The sequence below is a fragment of the Rhizobium sp. WSM4643 genome (assembly GCF_025152745.1).
In the GTDB taxonomy this organism is placed as follows: Bacteria; Pseudomonadota; Alphaproteobacteria; order Rhizobiales; family Rhizobiaceae; genus Rhizobium; species Rhizobium leguminosarum_I.
Genome location: NZ_CP104040.1, coordinates 2749214 through 2771538 on the forward strand (window position 1 = coordinate 2749214; position 22325 = coordinate 2771538).

The following is a 22325-nucleotide window of genomic DNA, read 5'->3' on the forward strand; positions in this document are numbered from 1 at the left end:
CGCCGTTCCGGGCAATAGTCCACCATCTCTTTCAACCCCCACCACAATCGAAAAGGATGGTTCCCATGCCTATTGCAAGAGGCTACGCCGCGACCGACGCTTCCAAGCCGCTGACCCCTTTCACCTTCGAACGCCGCAATCCGAACCCCGATGACGTCGTGATCGACATCAAGTTTGCCGGCATCTGCCATTCGGACATCCACACTGTCCGCAACGAATGGAAGAACGCCGTCTATCCGATCGTGCCGGGCCATGAGATCGCCGGCATCGTCTCGGCCGTCGGTTCCGATGTGACCAAATTCAAGGTCGGCGATCGCGTCGGCGTCGGCTGCTTCGTCGATTCCTGCATCGGCTGCGTCGAGCGCGACCTCGATCGGGAACAGTATATGCCGGGGCTCGCCGGCACTTACAATGACTTCGAAGCCGACCGGAAGACACGCACCCAGGGCGGCTATTCCGACTCGATCGTCGTCAGGGAAGGCTATGTCATGTCCATTCCGGACAATCTGCCGCTCGACGCCTCCGCGCCGCTGCTCTGCGCCGGCATCACGCTCTACTCGCCGCTGCGACACTGGAATGCCGGCCCCGGCAAGAAGGTCGCGATCGTCGGCATGGGCGGTCTCGGCCATATGGGCGTCAAGCTCGGCGCCGCCATGGGCGCCGATATCACCGTTCTTTCCCAGAGCCTTTCCAAGAAGGAAGATGGGCTGAAGCTCGGCGCCAAGGAATATTACGCCACCAACGACCCGGAAACCTTCACGAAGCTCGCCGGCACTTTCGACCTGATCATCTGCACCGTCAGCGCCGAGATCGACTGGAATGCCTATCTCGGCCTGCTGACGGTGGATGGTTCCTTCGTGGTGGTCGGCGCCCCGGAAAACCCAATCCCCGTGCATGCCTTCGCGATCATCCCGGGCCGCAAGAGCATATCGGGCTCGATGATCGGCTCGATCAAAGAAACCCAGGAAATGCTCGACTTCTGCGGCGCGCACAACATCGTCTCCGAGATCGAGAAGATCAACATCCAGCAGGTCAACGAAGCCTATGAACGCGTCCTGAAAAGCGACGTCCGCTACCGCTTCGTCATCGACATCGCCTCGCTGGCGGCCTGAAGAATGGGAGGCGGCTCCTTCGGGAGCCGCCTTTTTGATAACGGCATCCTCAATCCGTCCTCATGCAGAGGCGCCTAGCCCCTAGGGCGAAGCCTCGAAGCATCACCCGCAAACGCCGCTCCTGCCCGCCGCGTCAGAGCGCCCGCCCCGTGCTTCGAGGCTTCGGCCTCCGCACCTCAGCATGAGGCTCTCGTGGACTGCAGCCGCAGCAGATATTCGACTGGTTTGAACGGATCGGGGCCTGAACGCTGGCGCGAACGTGGCGGGCCGGCCATCGGGGCATAATGGTCGAAAGAGGTTTCCATTATCCCCGCCCCGCTTGTCAGGCCCGGCAATTGCTGCTGGACGCTCTGGATCATCGCGGACGCTATGGTGCCTTCCAGCCGGACCATGCCGTCGGCAATCACGGAATCCCTCATCATCGCAGCAGATTTCGCAAGCAGGGTCAGCAAGCCGCTCAAGCTCTCCGCGGGCGCTTCAAGATGAAAGCGGTCGATCGGCTCGCAGAGGACAGTTTGCGCGGCCGACAGTGCATCTGCCAGCACCCAAGGCGTGAGCTGCCGGAAATCGGCGGCAGTGCTTGCAGGCGAGCTGTGCCGAGCTGCCGTCATCGCCACGTGGCAATCGATAACCTGCCAGCCGAAAATCCCCTGCTTCAGGGTTTCGAACACGGTTTCCTCGACCGCTCGATAGAAGGCTACAGGCATCTGGCCGACATCCACTTCGAGCGCAAAGCTGTTGCCCGCCCCGGGAGGGCGCGACTCGACGCGCAGGCCGACGGTTGCCAGGAAGGGATTGGGCTCCTTGAAGAGGATCTGCAGGCCTTCCCCGGTTCCCGCAAGCCTTTCCACTAAGATGACCGTGCTTTCCTCGAACACGGCCTCAAGGCCGAAATCCGTCAGCAGGGTCGATTGGACGACCTCCTTCTGCACCTCGCCATAGAGTGACACGAAAACTTCGTCCGCCTCCTCGTTTCGACGCAGATTGATCAAGGGATCCTGTTCGGCCATCTGGTTCAGCGCCAGCCAGAGGGCCGCCTTGCCGGAAGGCCGCCGGGCAAGGACGCGAGTTTCGAGGCTGGGCGGGGCAAACTGCGGCCGCCCACCCGCGAGCAGGTCGCCGCCCACCGCATCCCCGATACGGGCGCCGGCAAGGCCGCTGATGCGCGCGATCTGCCCGGCGCGGAAGCTTGCGGCGCCATGAACCCGGCCGGCCTCGAAAACCTCGATCGCGGTCGCTCTTTCCGGGCCTTTGGGCAAACCCAGATGTTGCCGGAGCCGGACCGTGCCCGACGTCAGGTACATATAGGCCAGCTTTTCACCGCCCCAACCGCGTTCGATCTTGAAGATTTTTCCGGCAATCGGCCCGTCCGGATCGAGGCGCCGGCCGGGCAATATCGTCGCGATGGCCGATGTCAGGGCCGGCACGCCGACGCCCGTCGTTGCCGCACCTGCGAGGACAGGATGCACCAGACCGCTCGCGACCTGATCGGTCAGGCAGCGCTCAAGCCTATCCGCCGTCAGGCGATCGGGCGTCAAAACGTAATCGTCCAGCAGCGTCTCGTCATTCTCCGCGAGTGCTTCGCAGAGCGGCGTGAAAAACGGTTCGCATCCGGGGGCCAACGCCTCCACCCTGGCAAGCCTGCTGCCGGCATCGATAACGGAAGACATCGCGATGGGGCGAACGAGCAATTGGCTGGCAAGAGCCTTCAGCACGTCCTCATACCTCGCGCCGAGACGATCGACCTTGTTGACGAAAAAGATGAAGGGAACGCCAAGCCGCCGCAGCGCCCGTACCAGAACTCGCGTCTGGGCCTGTACGCCTTCGACCGCCGAAACGACGACGACTGCGGCATCCAGCAATCCGAGCACCCGCTCGACCTCGGCGATGAAATCCGGGTGACCGGGCGTGTCGATGAGATTGACGATCCTGTCGCCGACCGTGAACGACACCACCGCGGTCCTGATCGTGATGCCGCGTTGCCGTTCGAGCTCGAGAGTGTCCGTCTGTGTATTGCCGGTATCGACGCTGCCAAGTTTGTCGATGACGCCGGCGTCAAAAAGCAATCTTTCGGTAAGGCTAGTCTTGCCTGCATCCACGTGGGCGAGGATGCCCAGATTCAAAGTGCGCATGAACCACCAACTTCTCAGAATTTCGAATGTGATTTTCGTGAGAAGTGAATCGGCGCATTGGAACCTCTACCTGGTGATGGCGACGGCTGGATGCAGAACCCCCGGTGGTGGGGAGACGCGGGCGGAATGCTAAGGGCGTGTGCGGAGATATGTCAAGCTTGGGCGTATCACGTTCACGCGTGGGCGCGCTCGTGGCTGGTTTCATGGAACGGCGTGCCGTGACCGCCCCCCTCTGCCCCCACAGGTGGGGAGATTAGCTGGGGTCGCCGGCTTCCCCAAACAACTGACGTCAAAGCTGGGTGAAACGTTAGAGAGACGGGACGGTTTCGCCACTTGTGATCTCCCCACTTGTGGGGGAGATGCCCGGCAGGGCAGAGGGGGGTGCCCGCGGCATGCCTTCTCCTGCTGTCCCGAACATGACCCGAAGAAGGGCTTTACCCCTCCTCCCGCATCGTCTCCCGCTGTGTAATCAGCCGCGCGCTGTGCTGGCCGCTCAGATAGATCCACAGCCAGCTCCAGGCGACGGAGAAGCGCGAGCGAGTGCCGATCAGGAAGTAAATATGGGCAAGTCCCCAGATCCACCAGGCGATCCAGCCCTTCAGCTTGATCCGGCCGAAATCGATGATCGCGGCACTCTTGCCGATCGTCGCCAGGCTGCCCTGATGCCAGTAGCGGAAGGGCGCCGGCGCCGGTTTGCCGGACAGGCGGGCGCGGATCACCTTGGCGACGTATCCGCCCTGCTGTTTGGCGGCCGGCGCAATGCCCGGCACCGGTTTGCCGTCCTCGCGCATGACCGATGCGGTATCGCCGACGACGAAGACGTCGGGCAGCCCCGGCGCGCTCAGATCCTTCTCGACCACGACGCGGCCCGCCCGGTCGGCCGCAACGTCGAGCCACCTTGCCGCCGGCGAGGCGGTGACGCCGGCTGCCCAGACGATCGTCCGGCTGGCAACGAAGGTCTCGCCGATCTTCACGCCGTCGGCGTTGCATTCGGTCACCGGTTTGCCGAGATGGATCTCGACCCCGAGCTTCTCCAGCGCCTTCTGCGCATAGGCCGAAAGCTCCTCGGCGAAGGTCGGCAGCACCCGCGGGCCAGCTTCGGCGAGCACGACGCGGGTCTTGCGCGTGTCGATGTTGCGGAACTCCTTGGGCAACGTGAAATGCGCGAGCTCGGCAATGATGCCGGCCAACTCGACGCCGGTCGGCCCGGCCCCGACGATGGTGAAGGTCAGCAGCGCGTCGCGTGCAGCGGGATCGCTCTCCATCTCCGCTCGCTCGAAGGCGAGCAGCACGCGCCGGCGGATCGTCGTCGCATCCTCCAGCGTCTTCAGGCCGGGCGCCACCGGCTCCCATTCGTCATGGCCGAAATAGGCATGCGTCGCCCCGGTCGCCAGCACCAGCGTATCGTAACCAAGAGTCATGCCGTTGCGTAAGGAAACCGTCTTCGCACCGCTGTCCACGCTCGTGACCTCTCCGAGCAGCACCGTCACGTCAGGCCGGTCGGCATAGAGGCGGCGGATCGGCCAGGCGATCTCCGAGGTGGAGAGAATGGTGGTCGCTACCTGATAGAGCAGCGGCTGGAAGAGATGGTGATTGCGCCGGTCGACCAGCGTGATCTTGACGCCGGCACCCTTCAACCCGTTGACGAGCTGCAACCCGCCGAAACCACCGCCGACAACGACGACATGATGATCGCTCATGACCTACCCCTTTTGCGCCATTTCGCTCAAAGCCAATGTGGCCCTCGCCGCGATGGTTGCAACTGCCGTTTCGGCATGCCTGCCCTGCGCCGCCGACAGCCGACGGCGCCGGGTTTATTGGCTTCGCCTGCAGTCCGACCTCGCTTTTTGCAGAATGCTGTAAACCTGTTGTGCATTGTCGATCCCCAAAAGCTGAGGCTCATTGGCAAGGGCGGGTGTCCAGCCGCTCATCCGTCGGTTGGACCGGACGCCGAACTTGATCGTACCCCTGCCGCGGGTGCCCTCTTCAAGGCTGATCGAGGGCAGAAGTTCATGCCCGCTGGAGTATAAATTCCGAAAGAACCCGCTTCTGCGAATGATGACGCGTCTGTCTGTCACCATATATACCGTCCTCGCCCGCGCGGCCGCATCGACGAAAAAACGTCCCGCGATGATGTAGAGGCCCATCAGCGCAAACAGACTAAGCCACAATTTCTTAGAAACCGGCTCATCCCCAATGACGGCGGCAAATGCGAGAACATTCGCAAAGCCGCCCCAGAGAAGCGAAAACGGAATGAGGAGGCGATCTCGTGATGTCAGGAAAAATCCCTGTGCGGGACGCCCTGACCAGAGAAGCTTTTCCCCCCGCATGAAATCACGATTGATATTGCCATTGCCCATATGATTGCAGCTCTTAAAAACACCGGCTCACCGTGCATAACCCACGGGTATCGCCATTCCATGTTTCAATTCTTCCATCGAGATCGATGCCGAAACGTCGAAGAGTTCGAGTTTGCGGACGATCTGCTTGTAGATCACGTCGTAATGCTCGACGCGCGGCAGCACGATCTTCAGGATGTAATCATGGTTGCCGGTCAGGCGGTGTGCTTCGACGATCTCCGGAATGTCGCCGATGATCCGGCGGAAGGTCTCCGTCCATTCATCGGAATGGTGCGCCGTCTTGACCAGTGCGAAGAGCGTCGTCGGCACGCCCATCTTTTCCCGATCGAGCACGACGATGCGCCGGGCGATATGGCCGCTCTCCTCCAGCCGCTGGATGCGCCGGGAGCAGGCCGAAACCGAAAGCGCCACACGCTCGGCAAGATCGGTCACGGATATGCCTGCATCCTTCTGCAGCATGTCGAGAATGCGCCTATCGCGATCGTCAAGCATGTGTCTAAACTGAACCTCTCGCCGAATTTTTGCATAATCTCGTAAATCCACGCAAAATAATATCACATATTTCACAGAGATGACAAACAACGCAAACACGTCGCGCCGGAATCGCGGCATCATTCCCGACAGTTGAGAAGCATGGGAGCTTGAAGAAATGGAAATGATCGGACTGATCGGTGGCATGAGTTTCGAAAGTTCGGCGGTCTATTACCGCCTCGTCAACGAGATGGTGCGCGACCGCAAGGGTGGCCTCGCCTCGGCTGAACTCATCCTGCATTCGGTCAATTTCGAAGAGATCGTCGCGCTCCAGAAGGCCGGCGACTGGGATATGGCCTCCTCGCGCCTCGGCGACGTGGCGTTGCGCCTGCAGATCGCTGGTGCCCGCTGCATCCTCATCTGCACCAACACCATGCACCTGATCGCCGACAAGGTCGCAGACAAGATCTCCGTGCCGCTGATCCACATCATCGACGAGACGGCAAAATCGCTGCATGCGAGCGGCCGCAAGCGCCCGCTGCTGCTTGCCACCCGCTACACGATGGAGCACGGCTTCTACAGCGATCGCATGAAGAGCCTTGGTGTTGATATCATGGTGCCTGATGCCAGCGACCGTACGACCGTGCACGATATTATCTTCAACGAACTCTGCGCCGGCAAGGTGCTCGACAGTTCGCGTCGAAAACTGTTCGATGTCATCGCTCGCGCCGTTGATAACGGCGCCGACAGCATCATCCTCGGCTGCACCGAGATCTGCCTGATCCTCGACCCCGACCATTTGCCGCTGCCGGGCTTCGACACCACAGCGATCCATGCGCGGGCGGCTGTCGATTTCGCGCTGGGAATGGACGAGACAACAGAAGAGGAAGCCGCCTGATATCGTCAAATTAGTTGACTCAGTCCAATAAATGTCAGACAAGATCTTGTCTGGAGATCTTTGCCGGGCCGCTGACAAAGTCGACCAACTGCTCTTTCGTCATGCTCGGGCTGGTCCCGAGCATCTGCAGCCGGTGCAGCAGATCCTCGGCACAAGGCCGAGGATGACGCCGAGTGAGGAGCACACGGTTCGTCAGCAGTCTGACCAGGATCTCCATTTGGAGATCATCATGTCTAGCCTATCGCTCATCGAAACCGCTCGCGATTTCAACCGGTTCTATACGAACTTCCTCGGCCTCTTGAACAAGGCCTATCTCGACACCCCCTTCACGCTGACCGATGCCCGCATCCTCTTCGAGGTCGGCTCGCATGATGGCGTCAGCGCCGCCGCACTTGTCCGCGACCTGCAGCTCGACCCGGCCTATCTCAGCCGCATTCTCAAGCGTTTCCGCGCCGAGGGGTTGATCGAGACCAGCCCCGATCCGGCCGATCTTCGCAGCCAGGTCATCATTGTCACCGACCAGGGACGCGAGACGTTCGAGGAACTCGGCCGGCGCTCCAATGCGCAGATCGCCGCCCGTTTCGACCGCCTGGCGAGCGGCGAGCCGGAGGCGGCCGTCTCCGCCATGTGCACGATTCGCGCCCTGCTCGACCCGGCGGCAAAACCTGCGCCGGCAATCATCCGCGCTCACCGGTCCGGCGATATCGGCTGGATCGTCCAGAGCCAGGGCCGCTTCTATGCCGAGGAATATGGCTGGGATCTGCGCTTCGAGGCGCTGGTCGCCGAGGTCGCCGGCAAATTCCTCGCCAATTTCGATCCGGTCAAAGAATATTGCTGGATCGCCGAGCGCGGCGGCGTCAATGTCGGTTCGGTCCTCGTCACCAATGGCGGCGACGGCGTCGCCAAGCTCCGCCTGCTCTACGTCGACAAATCAGCCCGCGGCCTCGGTCTCGGCAAGCTGCTGGTCGACGAATGCATCCGCTTCTCAAAACAGAAGGGCTACCGCGAGCTTTCGCTCTGGACCAACGATATGCTGGAGACCGCCCGCGCCATCTACGTCAAGGCGGGATTCCGCCTTGTCTCCGAGGAGAGACATCGCATGTTCGGCCCTGAAGCGAACGGCCAGAACTGGGTGCTCGATCTCTGAATTTGCTGCGTCGCAGAAATTTCACTTGATTTGGAAATGTTCATTCCCTAATTAGGCGCCATGACCGTTGCCAATCTCACACCAGAAGCAAAGACCCGCAGCCGTGGCCGTCCGCGCGAGTTCGATATGGACGCAGCACTGGATGCGGCGCTCCGCGTCTTTTCCGAACGCGGCTATCACGCCGCCTCCATCAGCGAGTTGACCGAAGCAATGGGCCTTGCTTCGGGGAGCATCTACAAGGCATTCAAGGATAAGCGCGGCATCTTTCTGGCTGCTTTCGCCCATTATCGAAAACTCGGCCGACGGCGCCTGGAAGCGATGATCGCGTCTGCGAAGACCGGTCGCGAGAAGGTCTTCCAGATGGTGATGTACTATGCCGAGGTCTCCTATGGCGAGGCCGGCCGCAAAGGCTGTCTCGTTGTCGGCGGCGCCAACGACTTCGCCCTGCTTGACGAGGAAGCCGCTGCCCACGTCGTGACTGCCTTTACCGCGGACGAAAAGCTGATGGCCGATCTCATCCGCATCGGCCAGACAGACGGCAGCATTCCGAAGACGGTAGACCCCGATGCCGCCGCCCTCGCCTTCCTCTGCTTTACCAAGGGCCTGCGCGTCATCGGCAAAACAGGACGCAGCAGGGAAGAGATGCTGTCCGCGGCCGAGGCCGCGATGAAGCTCGTGACCTGAACAGTCCACATCGTGGACGAGAGAAATACCGGTATTCGGTCAAGGATCGGGTGGCCGCAGCCAGCATTTTTGCATTCAATCCTTTCAATCTTTGAATACCGGAGTTTCTGATGAGCATTTCAGCCACCACGCCGGATAGGGCCATTCCCAGGGCGCTATCCCCTTGGCTAACCTTCCTTTTCGCCGCCGCCTGCGGGCTGGTGGCCGCCAATCTCTATTACGGCCAGCCGCTGGCCGGCCCGATCAGTGCCGATCTCGGCTTCACGCCTGCCGCCACCGGCCTGATCGTCACGTTAACGCAGATCGGCTACGGCCTCGGCCTGCTGCTGATCGTGCCGCTCGGCGATCTCACCGAAAACCGCCGTCTGGTGTTGATGCTGATCGCCGTCTCCGCTGTCGCGCTCATCGGCGCGGCGCTGTCGTCGACGCCCGCGGCCTTCCTCGTCGCTTCGCTCTCTATCGGTCTTTCATCTGTCGCAGTTCAGGTCCTGGTTCCTTTCGCTGCCAACATGGCGCCGGATGCCACGCGCGGCCAGGTCGTCGGCAACGTCATGAGCGGCCTGCTCTGCGGCATCATGCTCGCCCGCCCCTTCGCAAGCTTCGTCGCCGAGGCCTCCTCCTGGCACATGGTCTACTACTTCACCGCAGCGCTCATGCTCGTGCTCGCCGTCGTCTTGCGCATCAACCTGCCGGTTCGCATGCCGAAGACGAAGCTGCGTTATGGCGAGTTGCTCGCTTCTATGGGCCATCTGGCGCTCACCTCGCGCGTGCTGCAGCGCCGGGCGCTCTATCAGGCCGGCATGTTCGGTGCCTTCAGCCTGTTCTGGACGACGACGCCGCTGCTGCTTGCAAGCCCGGCCTTCGGCCTGACGCAGAACGGCATTGCCCTCTTCGCCCTCGCAGGTGCTGCCGGCGCCGTCGCCTCGCCGATCGCCGGCAGGCTTGCCGACCGCGGCATGACAAAGATCGCCTCGACGCTCGCCATGCTGCTCGGCATGGCCGCCTTCCTGATCAGCCATTTCGCCGGCGATGGCTCGCTTGGCGCTTTGCTGCTGCTGTCGGCAGCAGCGATCCTTCTCGATTTCGGCGTAACGACCAATCTCGTCTGCGGCCAGCGCGCCATCTATGCGCTGAACCCGGAACACCGCAGCCGGCTCAACGGCTTGTTCATGGCGACCTTCTTTGCCGGCGGCGCCCTGGGCTCAGCACTCGGCGGCTGGGCCTATGCGACCGGCGGCTGGACGATGACGGCCTGGATCGGCTTCTGCTTCCCGGCGCTGGCCTTCCTGCTGTTCCTGACGGAAGGACGCGGCGAGTAAGAAGCCGGCCTATTTGTCGACGGAATCGAACTGAGAACGGGCGGCGCGAACGGCATCATGGTTTGCTTCCGCCCAGTTCAACAGTTGCGCCAGCGTCTGGTACAGCGAGCGGCCGAGTTCGGTCATCGAATATTCCACACTCGGCGGCTTGGTCGGGAAAACCTCGCGGTGGATGTAACCGTCTCTCTGCAGGTCGCGCAGCGTCTGCGTCAGCATGCGTTGGGAAATATCGGGTATCATCCGCCGCAACTCGCCGAATCGATAAGGCCGATCCGCCAGCACATCGAGCAGCAGCGTCGACCATTTGCCGCCGATCTGCTGCATCATGTCCCTGACCGGGCAATTGCCGAAATCAAGACCGGCAAGATCGATCTCGCGCCGCGTCCCCGGCATCCTGTTCTTCAGACTGAGGACTGCGCCACTCATCTGCTGGTTCCCTTTTAGTAACGTACAGCCGAAAAACTGCCTCCTTTACACCGCGAAGTCAATTCCTATTCTAGCGTTACTCTCTTTTTGAGACCGCCTCTGAAACATAGAAGGAACCCGACGTATGAGCGAAACCATCCTGGTCACCGGCGCCGCCGGACAGCTCGGCCAGCGTGTCATCCATCACCTCATCGAGACCTACAAGGTCGCTCCAGGCAACATCGTCGCGGCAACGCGCCAGCCGGAAAAGCTTTCCGATCTGGAAAACAAGGGCGTCGTTATCCGCAAGGCCGATTTCGACGATGCGGCAAGCCTGGAGACGGCTTTCGCCGGCGTCGATCGACTGTTGATTATCAGCACCGATGCGCTCGACACCCCCGGCAAGCGTCTCGCCCAGCACAAGGGTGCCGTCGCGGCAGCAGTCAAATCAGGCGTCAAGCACATCGCCTATACCTCGATGCCGGCGCCGGACAATTCGCTCGTCACCTTCGCGCCCGATCATCTCGGCAGCGAAAACGCCATCAAGGCAAGCGGTGTCGCCCATACGATCATCCGCGACGCCTGGTATCACGACAATTACCTGCACGGCATGCCGCACAACCTGCAGGGCGGCAAATGGTACAGCGCCACGGGCGACGGCAAGATCTCGACCATCTCGCGTGACGACTGCGCCCTGGCGATCGCCGCGGCCCTTGCCTCCGGCACATCCGAGAGCGCCACCTATACGGTGACCGGCACGCAGTCGCTGGACAGCCGGCAGATCGCCGCCATCGTTTCCAACGTCGCCGGCAAGCCGCTCGAAGTAGTCGACGTCAATGACGAACAGCTCGGCCAGGGCATGCGCGGCGCCGGCCTCCCCGGTTTTGTCGCCGACATGCTGGTTTCTGCCGACGCCAACACCCGCGCCGGCAATTTCGACATCGTCACCGAAGACTTCACCAAGCTGACCGGCAAACAGCCGCAACCGCTGAAGGATTTCTTCGTGGAGCACAAGGCGACCCTGACGGCTTCAAGCGCGCATTGAGTCTGCTGCGTCCCTGCGCTTGGCGCAGGGACGCAGAGCGACCGAACTTTGGACTCGAAAACTTCTTCATTTCAGATGAGTCGTTTAGAGCAGACGCGCCGTGCCACTTGCGTCAAAGCGGGCAGACTTGAGAGGGGCTATCCTATAGAATGATTGAAGTCCTTGCTTGGCTCCCTCTTCTCCCCAGCGGGGAGAAGAGACGTGTAGCGGCCCTTGCCATCTCTTGGGTCGGACGCGGAGAGATTGAACCAGGTGAGTGACCGCTTTCTTCTGCACCTGTCATAGGAATCTACCACACCTAAGTTATTGAGCCTGGAGACTCTTCGCCCCGCTCAAACCGCCTGCCCGCAGGCCCGGCAGAAGCGCCGTACCGTTTCCGCCATGCCATATTCCAGCGCATCGGCGGTCAGACCATGACCGATCGAGACCTCGGCAAGCTGGGGAATGCGCCTGACCAGCGCCGGCAGGTTTTCGACCGTCAGATCGTGACCAGCATTGACGGCAAGGCCGATTGTGAGGGCTGCATCCGCCGTCCGTCCAAGCGCTTCCAGGATCGGGGCCGCCCGCTCCGGTGCATCGAAGCAGCCGCCGTAGGGGCCGGTATAGAGTTCGATCCGATCGGCGCCGACCGCCTTGGCGATCTCAACCGCCTGTGCGTCCCCGTCACCGTCGGCAAACAACGACACCCGGCATCCCATCGTCTTCAGCCGCGCGACGGCATCGGTCAGGAACGCCCGGTGCTTGCGGAAATCCCAGCCGTGATCGGAGGTCGCCTGCGCGGGATCGTCAGGCACCAGCGTCACCTGCTCGGGTGCCGCGCCTGCGCAGAGTTCGAAAAATTCCTCTGTGGGATAACCCTCGATATTGAACTCGGCCTTGGGGAATTCGTCGTCTATCAGGTTGCGGATGACAGGCAGGTCGGAGAAGCGGACGTGCCGCTGGTCGGGGCGCGGATGCACCGTCAGGCCGCTGGCGCCGGACGCGAGTGCGATGCGCCCGAGCGCTTCGACGCTCGGCCAGGGCAGATCGCGCCGGTTGCGCAGCATGGCGACGGCGTTGAGGTTCACGGAGAGCTTGGCGGGCATGGCGAGATCCATCGGTCACGGAAATGGGAGACCTGCTTTTAAGCCAAGTGCTCCGCGATGGCCAACGAGATTCACAAATGGATGCGATGCCGATCGCTGATGGGCATCGAAATTACGCTGAGCATTTGCCGCACGCTTACCGCAGACAGTAAATCCCGTCACCTTTGAAGAGGATGGCGAGATCCCGCAGTGCAGCACATGTTTTTGTGCAACACATCCAAGAACCCGGCAAAATATGCCGGTAAAGTTGCTATCCCATTTAAAAGAGATTATTTTTAGCACTTATAAAAGAGATCGTTCACGCATAACGTGGACATCGTATCGCGTAAAGTACGCCGCGTACTGCTTCTTTCCCACTGAGAAGAACGCCTAGAGGAAACCCCACTCGCCGCGCATGGGAAGCAACTGGCAAAGCCGCATGAGGTGCAACAACATGCCCCAGGAGGGTTCATGCCAGACGGTTCCAAACGCCTGTTTGCCACCGCCGGTATCGCTTCGGAGGCCCGATCGAAATATCGGTTCCTGCCTTCGGCCGCGCTACCGCCGGATCTACCGGACGGTCCGGTGCCCATTGCCGACATGGCAAACGCATTCGGCGTCACACACAGGACACTGCATTTCTATGAAGAGAAAGGGTTGATTTCAGCCAATCGCATCGGCCTGATGCGGGTCTACGGCCAGGACGACGTGATGCGCATGGCCGTCATTACAGTCTGCCGCGAAACCGGCATGCCGATCGCCGTCATCCAGGAACTGATGGACGAACTCCGAAACGCCGATTCGCAGGAAACGGCCGAAGCGATGTTCCGCGAGGCCCTGCAGGTGCGCAAGCGCGAGCTGACGGCCGAGATGTCGACGCTGCACCGCCAGCTCCAGCAGGTCGGTGACCTCCTTGATTTCGACGGCAGCATCGAGGATCCGCCGCTGAACGACAACCAGGACAGCGCAAGCCTGACCGCACAGGAGCGGCGTTGCCTGGAACTGATGGCGGAGGGTTATTCCACCCAGCGCATCGCCCGGGCGCTCGACCTGAAGCATGACGAAACCCGTGACCTGGAGGCCGGAATCATCCTGAAATTCCGCGCCAACAACCGCTTCCAGGCCATCGCCAAGGCAGTTCTGCTCGGCATCGTGCAGGCCTGAATCACGCCCCCGACGGCCGCCACCGTCTCCTCTTTCTTCTGTCCGATCAGCAGATGCGATCTGGTCGCGCGTGCGCCCGGGATCACGAGTGTGATCGGGATCATCGATTTGATCGGGATCGCCGGAGTGATAGGGTCAGCGGACTATCGTCAGCGTCTCCGCCGCGCGCGTGATCGCAGTGTAAAGCCAGCGTTCCCGTGTATCGCGAAACGCCCAGCTCTCGTCGAAGAGCACGACATCATTCCATTGCGAACCCTGCGCCTTGTGAACGGTCAGCGCGTAGCCGTAGTCGAACTCGTCATAGCGCTTTCGGGTGTTCCAGGGGATCTCGCCCTCGACGTCCTCGAAGGCCTGTTTCAGCAGCTTGATCTTGGCGGCTCCCCGATCCATGTCATCGTCTTCGGGGCGGACCAGCAGATTGATGCCGGGCTTCGTCGTTTCCTTTGATGAGGTCATCACCTGCCAGAGCGAGCCGTTGAGCAGGCCCTTGGCCGGATCGTTCCGCAGGCAGACGAGCTTGTCGCCGGTCTGGGGATAATCGGCATTGAAGCCTTTCAGTTCGCGCAGGCGCTGATTGTAGCGCCGTCGTGTCCTGTTGGTGCCGACGAGCACCTGGTCGGCATCGAGGACCAGCTGCTGAGTCACCTCATTTTTCGAAATCACCTTGGCCGTACCGTAATCGCCGTACATCACTTCATTGCCTTCGCGCACCTGCATGGCGAGCTTGATGATCGGATTGTCGCGCGCCTGCCGGTGGATATCGGTGAGCAGGTAGTCCGGCTCCTGATTGGTAAAGTAGCCGCCGCCTGTGACCGGCGGCAGCTGGCCGGGATCGCCGAGCACCAGGATTGGCGTGCCGAAGCTCATCAGATCCTTGCCGAGCGCCTCGTCGACCATCGAGCATTCGTCGACGATGATCAGCGCCGCCTTGGCGACCGGGCTTTGCCGGTTGATCGAAAACATCGGCGCAATCGATGTCTTGCCTGTTTCCTCGTCTTCCACCGCCTCCTCACCGCGCGGCCGGTAGATCAGCGAATGGATCGTCCGGGCGTTGGAGGCGCCCCGCGAGCGCAGCACCTGCGCCGCCTTGCCGGTGAAGGCGGCAAACAACACGTCGCCATCGACATTTTCGGCGAAATGCTTGGCAAGCGTCGTCTTCCCCGTTCCGGCATAGCCGAACAGGCGAAAGAGCGGCGAGCGCCCTTCCTTCAGCCATTTCGAAACAGCCTTCAAGGCTTCATCTTGTTGCGGCGCAAATTGCATGATCGCAGGACTTGGCAGGATTCGCGAGCTTTAGGCAAGGCGGAAAACGGCAAATCGCCCGGCCGGACGATCATCAGTTCCACTGCCGGTCCGCGCCACTGGCGCACATCGACGGGTCCTGCCCCATAGCCTCGGTGAGAAAATTCAGAACCGTCTTGACGCGCAGCGGCATGTTGCGCCGCGAGGGATAGACGACGGTAACCGGCAGCCGGCTCGGCTGGAAATCCCCCATTACGGGGACCAGCCGGCCGGCAGCGATATCGGGCATAGCGATGATGTGCGAAAGTACCGCAAGACCCGCTCCAGCAAGGGCTGCCCGGTGAATGGCGACGGCATTGCAGGCGGTCAGCCGCGGTGAGATCCGGACCGATATGTCTTCCGAACCGTTCGAGAAGGACCAGCTATTGGCCTCACCTGCCCTGTTGTAGCACAGGCATTCATGGTCCTTGATCTCCTTCGGTGCGCGGGGAGCCGCCCTGCGCGCGAGATAAGCGGGAGATGCAACGAGGAAGGCGGTCGTCCAGCCGATCCGCCGGCAGACGAGGCTGCTGTCGGCGACCTGGCCCAATCGCACTTCGAGATCCAGGCGCTCCTCGATCATATCCGAGCCCTGCTCCCTGAAGATGAGTTCGAGGGAGAGCTTTGGATGGGCGGCGAGAAGATCGCCGAGCCGCTCGCTGAGATAGAGGCCGAGTGGTGCTGGAACGCTGAGCCTGACCTTTCCCGAGGCCATGGCGCCGTCCGATCCGGCCGCATCGCCAAGCTCCTCAATCGCTTCGAGAATCCGCAGCGCCATCGGCAACATCCGCTCCCCCTCTGCCGTCAGTGACAGGCCGCTCGTCGTGCGATGCAGGAGGCGGGTGGCGAAATGGCCTTCGAGGGCTGCGACCTGTCGCGAGACCGCCGGCTGCGTCACGTCGAGATCGTGCGCCGCCGCCGAGAACGACCCCGTCTCCACGACGCGCTGAAAGGTCCGCAATGCCGAAACGATATCCATCCCCTGCCCCTCATACTTTTGCGCATAGGCTTTATGCAGCCAGACTAAGCGAGAATGGCTTTACAGTCCAGCAATTAAGGATATCCTCTATCCATAAGGATATTTAATATCCTTAATTAGAGGAGAAGTTACATGACCCAGCGACTGAACTACGCCCAGCAGTCCCCCGAGCTTTTCAAGAAATTCATGGAATTCAGCATGGCGCTGAAGGGCAGCGTGATCGACGAGAAGCTGCAGGCCCTCGTCGAGATCCGCGCTTCGCAGATCAATGGATGCGGCTTTTGCCTCGACATGCATGTGAAGCAGGCCAAGATCCTCGGCGAGACCGAACTCAGGCTTTATCACATCGCCATCTGGCGGGAATCGACCCTATTCATCCCCCGCGAGCGCGCAGCCCTTGCCTGGACCGAAGCCCTGACGAAGCTGCCCGAAGGCGGCGTTCCCGACGAAATTTACGAACGGGTGCGCGGCCAGCTTTCCGAGAAAGAAATCTCGGACCTGACTTTCGCCGTCATGGCGATCAACGCCTGGAACCGCGTCAATGTCGGCTTCAAGACCGTACCCGGTTCGGCCGACAAGGCTTATGGCCTCGATAAGGCCGGCCTGAACTAAACCGCGCAATTCATTGAGAAGATTCACCTTTGACGCTGCCGCGCCGCGGCAGCGAACGGAGATCTGTTATGAAAATCGTTGTCATCGGCGGAACCGGCCTTATCGGTTCGAAAACTGTCGAACGCCTGCGCAAGCGCGGCCACGAAGTGATCGCCGCCTCACCGAACTCCGGCGTCAACACGATCACCGGAGAAGGACTGGCGGAGGCGCTCTCAGGCGCCGAAGTCGTGCTCGACCTCGCCAATTCGCCGTCCTTCGAGGACAAGGCCGTGCTCGAATTCTTCGAGACCTCGGGCCACAATCTTCTCGCCGCCGAAAAACTCGCCGGCGTCAAGCATCATATCGCTCTCTCCGTCGTCGGCACCGAGCGTCTGCAGGAAAGCGGCTATTTCCGCGGCAAACTCGCCCAGGAAAAACTGATCAAGGCATCGGGAATTCCCTACACCATCGTCCATTCGACGCAGTTCATGGAATTCCTTGCCGGCATCGTGCAATCGGGCACGGTCGGCCAGACTGTCCGCCTGTCGCCCGCCTACATTCAGCCGATCGTTTCCGACGACGTCGCCGACGTCATGGCGGATGTGGCTCTGGCATCGCCCGCTAATGCGACGATCGAGATATCAGGTCCGGAACGGGCGCGCCTCAGCGAACTCGTCGCCCGGTATTTGAAGGCCATGAAGGACCCGCGCACCGTCGAGGCCGATGCCGAGGCGAAATATTTCGGCGCGAGACTCAACGACCAGTCGCTCGTTTCCGACAACGACCCGCGGCTCGGCTCGATCACCTTCGAGCAGTGGTTTGCGAAGTCCGCCCAGCCGAAGTGATCCGACTTGCCCTGAGGACGCGGCCACGCGGCTGCGCCCGGCTCAACCCTATCAACCGTGGAGATTCCAATGATCAGATCACATTTCCTCGCCGCCGCTCTTGCTTGCCTGGCGTTCACCGGCGCTGCCGCCGCGGACGGTAACAAGGCTGCCAAGGTCACGCTCGTCTATGAGCACGAACTTCCGAACGTACCGGGTAAAAGCATCAAGGGTGTCTTGGTCGAATATGGCCCGGGCGGCTTCTCCGAAGGCCACACCCATCCCGATACGGCCTTCATCTACGCCACCGTGCTCGAAGGCTCGATCCGCAGCCAGGTCAATGATGGGCCGGTCAAGGTCTATCAGGCCGGAGAGAGCTTCTCCGAAATGCCGGGCGACCGCCATGGTGTCAGCGCCAACGGTAGCAAGACGCAGCCAGCCCGCCTGCTTGCCGTCTTCGTCGTCGACACCAGCCAGAAAGAGCTGACCTACCCGCTGAAGAACTGACGATCCGTCTTGCAGCGCCGCGCCTCTTACCAGACGCGCAAAGAAGGCTGTAACACTTTCAATCCCCGCATCGGCCCGAAAATTGATTCCGATTTTCGGGCCGATGCGCTGGTCATTCGCGCCGACCGATGCTTGCGCGGGCGGCCGACATACTGAATCATGTGCCGCCCGCCATTCCGGAGACTGAGAGATGATTCACGACGTGCTCTTCGGCAAGCCTTTGATATCCCTGATAACAGTCGGCTTTGCCGGTATCGTCGTCTGGTACTTCCTTTCCCGCCAACGGCCGACGACCCGGCTGGTGGTGCAGATCCTCTTCTTTGCGGTGATGACGCTGATCCTCGTCGTCAGCGGCATCGAACCCCACCGGTTTCAAGGATATGAGTCCGAAGATCCGCAGGCTTTGCTCGTCATTATTGCAAAATCGCTCTGGTGGATCCATCTGGCATGGGCCGTCATCGGTTTCATCAGGCTGTATCTGGTGCTGGAGGGCAATCCGCGGGAGGCCCGCCTGCTCCAGGATCTCGTCATCGGCGTCGTCTATATCGGCATGGCTCTGTCGGTTCTGGCCTTCGTCTTTGGCGTGCCGATCGGAACCCTCGTTGCCACCTCGGGCGTGGTCGCCATCATTCTCGGTCTGGCGCTTCAGAATACGCTCGCCGACGTGTTCTCCGGCATCGCCCTGACACTCGGCCGGCCATATGTCATCGGCGACTGGATCCTTCTCAGCGACGGCACGGAGGGACGCGTCGTCGAAAGCAATTGGCGTGCCACACACATCCTGACCGGCGCCAACAATGTCGTCGTTCTGCCGAACAGTTTTTTGGCGAAGCTCGGACTAACCAACATCAGCCGGCCAGACGAAACCCATCTGCTGACTCTCACCGTCCGCGTTGCACCGACGCGCATGCCCGTAGCGATCCAGCGCGTTATGGAAGCGGCGTTGGCAAGCTGCAATTCGATCTTGCGCGAGCCGCCGCCGGTGGTCGCGCTCAAGGGACTTGATGCCGCTGCGCTGGAAATCGATCTCTATTTCAGGGTGACGAGCCCGAACCGGCGCGCCATTGCGCGAAGCGAGGTGCTCGATCTCGTTTACCGCCATTGCAAATCCGCCGGCCTGCTGCTCGCCGCTCCGGCCAGCGCCGCGATCGTGACGACCGGCCTGCCGACGGAAGAGGACGCGCGCCCACCCCGCGTGACACCACGCGAACTGATCGAGGCCATTCCGGTCTTTACGACACTGACATCAGATGAAAAGGCAAAACTCGCCGAGACTACGGCTGTCCGACAGTTCCGCAAGGGTGACGTCATCGTGCGCGAGGGCGAAATGCTGCCCTCACTGATGATGGTGCGCGCCGGCATCATCGCGGCGAGGAACGCAGGCGAGGAACGCGGACGGCTCGCGCCGGGCGACTTTTTTGGCGAGACCGGACTGCTCGCCGGCATGCAGGAAGTGTGCACCCTGGAGGCTCTGACCCCCGTTACCGCCTATGAGATCAACCAGGAGGCCTTCGCGCCGCTACTAAGCGAACGTCCGGCGCTGGCGGAAGAAATCGCCGACCACCTCGCCAGCCGCGCCGAGCGATTCCGCAATAGCGCCTCCTTGCCCCCGGAACATGCCCGCCAGGCCCATGCCATCCTGAAAGCCATCAGGACTATCTTCAAGGCATAAAGACCGGTACCCCGCTCAGCCGGCGCGCTTGAGCACCCATTCGAACGTGCTCCGCCAAATGTCGGCCGGCACTTCCTCGGACAAGGTGCCGACCAGATCGGAAAGCCGCACGCGCCTCAGAGTATCGCGCCAGGCTTCGTCGGCTTCCCACATGATGCGGGCGACCGCGCAGGGTTTGCTGTCGCAATAATCGGCCGGCCGGCAGGGATTGTTTTCCCGGATGTTCGTGCAGGTGAAGCTGCGCGCCTTCCCCTCGACCGCCTCAACGATCTCAAGAAAATTGATCTCCGACGGAGCCTGGGCAAGCCGGTAGCCGCCGCTCGGCCCGAGCGTGGTCTCGACCAGCGACGCCTGCGAAAGGCTCTGCAGCGCCTTGGAGAGATATTCCTTCGGCAGGCCATGAAGCTCGGCGAGCGCCTTGGTGGAAAGATACCTGCCCTCTGGCAGGCCCGCGAGAATGGCGCAGCAGTGAAGCGCCCACTCGACCTGGCTTTTCAGGATCATTCAGCAACTCGTGTGATGGCTGGCTCTGCCAATGGAATTAAGGACATATCATATCCGAAAACCGGCCCGATGTAAATGACCTGCAAAAGCTGCGTCTTGCTGCTTGAACGATGACACTCGACTAGATCATCAGCGCCGAATACATCTCCGTCGGGGTCATCAGGTAAGGCGGTCCGGAACGGCAAGCGTTGCGATCACGTCGAATTCGCCGCGGTCGAGGCCAAAATCGCAAGTGTCGCCTCGATGCTGAGACGCGCCAGGTTCGACAGCCGGAAGGCCCGCCCAGGATCGCCATCGGCTCCGTGTCGAGCGCCGACCGGACATGCGCGGGTGAAGCGGGCTTCGGCCCACCTCGCCCGCCATGAAAACTTTTGCTGCGTCTGGAATAAAACCACCGCGCCTCGTGTCTTATCTCAGGTATCGCAAGATTGCGTGCCCAATCTGAGGAGAGACATCATGAAATCCGTGAAATTCCTGTCCCTCGTGGCTGCCGCCGCCTTTGCCGCGACCGCTGCTTTCGCCGCCCCTCCTGTCAAGACCGTCGAATCCGAAAAGGGCAAGGTGCTTGCCGGCGAAAACGGCATGACGCTCTACACCTTCAAGAAGGACGCGAAGGGCGTTTCCAATTGCAACGGCGATTGCGCCAAGAACTGGCCTCCGCTGATGGCGGCTTCCGATGCCAAGGCCGATGGTGCATATTCGATCATCGAGCGCAAGGATGGCAAGAAGCAATGGGCCAAGGACGGCATGCCGCTCTATTTCTGGGTCAAGGACAAGAAGATGGGCGACATCACCGGCGATGGCGTCGGCGGCAACTGGGATCTCGCCAAACCTTGATCGCGAAGGCCCCGATCACAAGCGAGTTGCTGGCGTGAAAACACCCGCACCCGAAACCTTTGAGGGCCAGATCCTGGCCCTCCTGCCCTCGCTCAGGCGCTATTCGCGCAGCCTGACGCGCTCGGATGCCGATGGCGAGGACCTGCTCCAGGATTGCGTCGAGAAGGTTCTCACGCGCCGCGGCCAGTGGCGCGGCCTCAACCTGCGCGGCTGGGTCCTGACCATCATGACTAATCTCTATCGCAACGGCCGGCGCGGCAAGGCGCGCGACAGCCTCGTCGAACTCGACGCCGCAGTTGAGTTGGCCGCGCCTGAAGTGTCGACCGATCCGCAGGAGCGCGCGCGGCTGGACGATGCGCTGAACAGCCTTTCGGAGGAACACCGCGCCGTGCTGATGCTCGTGGTCATTGAGGGATATACCTATGGCGAGGTCGCAGCCGCGCTCGATATCCCCATCGGCACCGTCATGTCCCGCCTGTCGCGCGCCCGCCAGCGTGTCGCCGAGCGGCTGAAAGCCGACAACATCATTACGCTCCGGAGACCGAGATGAACGAGACCAACCCGAGCGTTACTGAAGCCGACCTCCACGCCTATGCCGACGGCCAACTGCCGGAAACGGCACGCCCCCGCATCGAGGCTTTCCTGGCAGACAATCCCGACGAGGCGGCGATGGTCGCCGAATGGCAGGCGCAGAATACAGGCATCCGATCGCTGTTTGCAGGCTATGAAAAAACAAAGGAAACCGACGCTCTCCTGGTTTCGCCGCCGCGCGGCATCTCTTCCGGGCGGAAACGCGCGGCGATCGCCGCAGCCGCCCTCCTCGTCTTCGCGCTCGGCGCCGTCAGCGGTCATTATGGTCCGGCCCTTCTGGAAAAACCGGAGTTGCAGCTTGCCGCCTCCGAAACCCTGCCGAAACAGGCTGAGACCGCCTTCATGGTCTATGCCGCCGAGGTTCGCCACCCCGTCGAAGTCTTCGCCAACGAGGAGGCCCATCTCGCCACTTGGCTCGGCAAACGCCTGGCGATAGAGAATCTCAAGATCCCGAATTTGCAGTCGCTCGGCTTCAAGCTGGTCGGCGGCCGCTTGTTGCCGGTCGATGGCAGGCCGGGCGCCATGTTCATGTACGAAAACCAGGCCGGCGAGCGACTGACCGTCCTGGTCGGCCGCAACACGGAAAATCGCACGACGAGTTTCCGCTTCGCCTCATCCGACAATCTCGAGACCTTCTACTGGATCGACGGCGAACTCGGCTACGCCGTCACCGGCGAAATCTCCCGCGAGACGCTGCGGGAGGTAGCTGAGGAGTGCTACCGACAATTCCCGTCGTGA

General features: G+C 61.5%; 23 protein-coding genes and 1 pseudogene. 14 read left to right on the forward strand and 10 right to left on the reverse strand.

The window, feature by feature from the left end; all coding sequences use genetic code 11:
* Positions 1-65: 65 nt before the first annotated feature.
* Entirely contained in the window at positions 66-1112 is a 1047-nt protein-coding gene (locus tag N1937_RS13915; protein ID WP_260056413.1) for an NAD(P)-dependent alcohol dehydrogenase, read from the forward strand.
* Positions 1113-1288: 176 nt separating this feature from the next.
* Here N1937_RS13915 and N1937_RS13920 read toward each other — a convergent pair whose 3' ends face one another.
* The 4 genes from N1937_RS13920 to N1937_RS13935 all read right to left on the reverse strand — a co-directional run bounded on the left by N1937_RS13920 (position 1289) and on the right by N1937_RS13935 (position 6096).
* A complete protein-coding gene (locus N1937_RS13920; RefSeq protein WP_260056414.1) occupies positions 1289-3244 on the reverse strand; it encodes an elongation factor G in 1956 nt (651 codons plus the stop codon).
* A 434-nt stretch (positions 3245-3678) separates the two neighbouring features.
* Complete coding sequence (locus N1937_RS13925; RefSeq protein WP_260056415.1) at positions 3679-4944, reverse strand: NAD(P)/FAD-dependent oxidoreductase; 1266 nt, start codon at positions 4942-4944, stop codon at positions 3679-3681.
* 114 nt (positions 4945-5058) lie between these two features.
* Positions 5059-5604 carry a PH domain-containing protein gene (locus tag N1937_RS13930; RefSeq protein ID WP_170255033.1) on the reverse strand — a complete coding sequence of 182 codons (546 nt, stop codon included), beginning with the start codon at positions 5602-5604 and terminating at the stop codon, positions 5059-5061.
* 27 nt (positions 5605-5631) lie between these two features.
* On the reverse strand, positions 5632-6096 hold the full coding sequence (locus tag N1937_RS13935) for an Lrp/AsnC family transcriptional regulator (protein WP_017965011.1): 465 nt from the start codon (positions 6094-6096) through the stop codon (positions 5632-5634).
* Between the two features lie 157 nt (positions 6097-6253).
* Between N1937_RS13935 and N1937_RS13940 the strand changes: the two genes are divergently transcribed.
* The 4 genes from N1937_RS13940 (at position 6254) to N1937_RS13955 (ending at position 10123) form a co-directional block, all read left to right on the forward strand.
* Entirely contained in the window at positions 6254-6973 is a 720-nt protein-coding gene (locus N1937_RS13940; RefSeq protein ID WP_260056416.1) for an aspartate/glutamate racemase family protein, read from the forward strand.
* A 229-nt stretch (positions 6974-7202) separates the two neighbouring features.
* Positions 7203-8120: a bifunctional helix-turn-helix transcriptional regulator/GNAT family N-acetyltransferase gene (locus tag N1937_RS13945; RefSeq protein WP_170276451.1), complete on the forward strand. Its 918-nt coding sequence runs from the start codon at positions 7203-7205 to the stop codon at positions 8118-8120.
* Between the two features lie 60 nt (positions 8121-8180).
* Positions 8181-8804: a TetR/AcrR family transcriptional regulator gene (locus tag N1937_RS13950; RefSeq protein WP_162116029.1), complete on the forward strand. Its 624-nt coding sequence runs from the start codon at positions 8181-8183 to the stop codon at positions 8802-8804.
* Positions 8805-8914: 110 nt separating this feature from the next.
* A complete protein-coding gene (locus N1937_RS13955; protein ID WP_260056417.1) occupies positions 8915-10123 on the forward strand; it encodes an MFS transporter in 1209 nt (402 codons plus the stop codon).
* Between the two features lie 9 nt (positions 10124-10132).
* Here the strand turns inward: N1937_RS13955 and N1937_RS13960 are convergent, their stop codons facing one another.
* Positions 10133-10549, reverse strand: a complete 417-nt coding sequence (locus N1937_RS13960) for a winged helix-turn-helix transcriptional regulator (RefSeq protein WP_162116027.1) — start codon at positions 10547-10549, stop codon at positions 10133-10135.
* Between the two features lie 124 nt (positions 10550-10673).
* On the opposite strand from N1937_RS13960, the gene N1937_RS13965 reads away from it, so the two are divergent.
* Positions 10674-11573 (forward strand): SDR family oxidoreductase, encoded by a 900-nt coding sequence (locus N1937_RS13965; RefSeq protein WP_260056418.1) that lies wholly within the window; start codon positions 10674-10676, stop codon positions 11571-11573.
* Between the two features lie 332 nt (positions 11574-11905).
* Here the strand turns inward: N1937_RS13965 and N1937_RS13970 are convergent, their stop codons facing one another.
* The gene (locus N1937_RS13970; protein WP_260056419.1) at positions 11906-12658 is read right to left on the reverse strand and encodes a pyridoxine 5'-phosphate synthase; all 753 of its coding nucleotides are present in this window, start codon (positions 12656-12658) and stop codon (positions 11906-11908) included.
* A 450-nt stretch (positions 12659-13108) separates the two neighbouring features.
* Between N1937_RS13970 and N1937_RS13975 the strand changes: the two genes are divergently transcribed.
* Positions 13109-13801 (forward strand): MerR family transcriptional regulator, encoded by a 693-nt coding sequence (locus tag N1937_RS13975; protein WP_162116024.1) that lies wholly within the window; start codon positions 13109-13111, stop codon positions 13799-13801.
* Between the two features lie 135 nt (positions 13802-13936).
* On the opposite strand, the gene N1937_RS13980 is transcribed toward N1937_RS13975, so the two are convergent.
* Together N1937_RS13980 and N1937_RS13985 are read right to left on the reverse strand one after the other, a co-directional pair.
* Positions 13937-15064 (reverse strand): ATP-dependent DNA helicase, encoded by a 1128-nt coding sequence (locus N1937_RS13980; RefSeq protein ID WP_018074216.1) that lies wholly within the window; start codon positions 15062-15064, stop codon positions 13937-13939.
* Between the two features lie 73 nt (positions 15065-15137).
* A complete protein-coding gene (locus N1937_RS13985; RefSeq protein ID WP_260056420.1) occupies positions 15138-16061 on the reverse strand; it encodes a LysR family transcriptional regulator in 924 nt (307 codons plus the stop codon).
* Positions 16062-16193: 132 nt separating this feature from the next.
* Between N1937_RS13985 and N1937_RS13990 the strand changes: the two genes are divergently transcribed.
* The 4 genes from N1937_RS13990 (at position 16194) to N1937_RS14005 (ending at position 19655) form a co-directional block, all read left to right on the forward strand.
* Positions 16194-16673 (forward strand): carboxymuconolactone decarboxylase family protein, encoded by a 480-nt coding sequence (locus tag N1937_RS13990; RefSeq protein ID WP_017965022.1) that lies wholly within the window; start codon positions 16194-16196, stop codon positions 16671-16673.
* A 68-nt stretch (positions 16674-16741) separates the two neighbouring features.
* Positions 16742-17497 (forward strand): SDR family oxidoreductase, encoded by a 756-nt coding sequence (locus N1937_RS13995; protein ID WP_162116021.1) that lies wholly within the window; start codon positions 16742-16744, stop codon positions 17495-17497.
* A 69-nt stretch (positions 17498-17566) separates the two neighbouring features.
* Positions 17567-17983, forward strand: a complete 417-nt coding sequence (locus tag N1937_RS14000; RefSeq protein WP_260056421.1) for a cupin domain-containing protein — start codon at positions 17567-17569, stop codon at positions 17981-17983.
* A gap of 190 nt (positions 17984-18173) precedes the next feature.
* Complete coding sequence (locus tag N1937_RS14005) at positions 18174-19655, forward strand: cyclic nucleotide-binding domain-containing protein (protein WP_260056422.1); 1482 nt, start codon at positions 18174-18176, stop codon at positions 19653-19655.
* 15 nt (positions 19656-19670) lie between these two features.
* Here N1937_RS14005 and N1937_RS14010 read toward each other — a convergent pair whose 3' ends face one another.
* Together N1937_RS14010 and N1937_RS14015 are read right to left on the reverse strand one after the other, a co-directional pair.
* A complete protein-coding gene (locus tag N1937_RS14010) occupies positions 19671-20159 on the reverse strand; it encodes an RrF2 family transcriptional regulator (protein WP_170255022.1) in 489 nt (162 codons plus the stop codon).
* 124 nt (positions 20160-20283) lie between these two features.
* Positions 20284-20469, reverse strand: a pseudogene (locus tag N1937_RS14015) (MarR family transcriptional regulator); the annotation flags it as partial.
* A 146-nt stretch (positions 20470-20615) separates the two neighbouring features.
* On the opposite strand from N1937_RS14015, the gene N1937_RS14020 reads away from it, so the two are divergent.
* Genes N1937_RS14020 through N1937_RS14030 form a run of 3 tightly spaced genes read left to right on the forward strand, consistent with a single transcriptional unit; the run spans position 20616 to position 22325 of the window.
* On the forward strand, positions 20616-20996 hold the full coding sequence (locus N1937_RS14020; RefSeq protein ID WP_222247255.1) for a COG4315 family predicted lipoprotein: 381 nt from the start codon (positions 20616-20618) through the stop codon (positions 20994-20996).
* Positions 20997-21030: 34 nt separating this feature from the next.
* Positions 21031-21546, forward strand: a complete 516-nt coding sequence (locus tag N1937_RS14025; RefSeq protein ID WP_017965028.1) for an RNA polymerase sigma factor — start codon at positions 21031-21033, stop codon at positions 21544-21546.
* Positions 21543-22325 carry an anti-sigma factor family protein gene (locus N1937_RS14030; RefSeq protein WP_017965029.1) on the forward strand — a complete coding sequence of 261 codons (783 nt, stop codon included), beginning with the start codon at positions 21543-21545 and terminating at the stop codon, positions 22323-22325. Before N1937_RS14025 ends, N1937_RS14030 begins: the two co-directional genes overlap by 4 nt.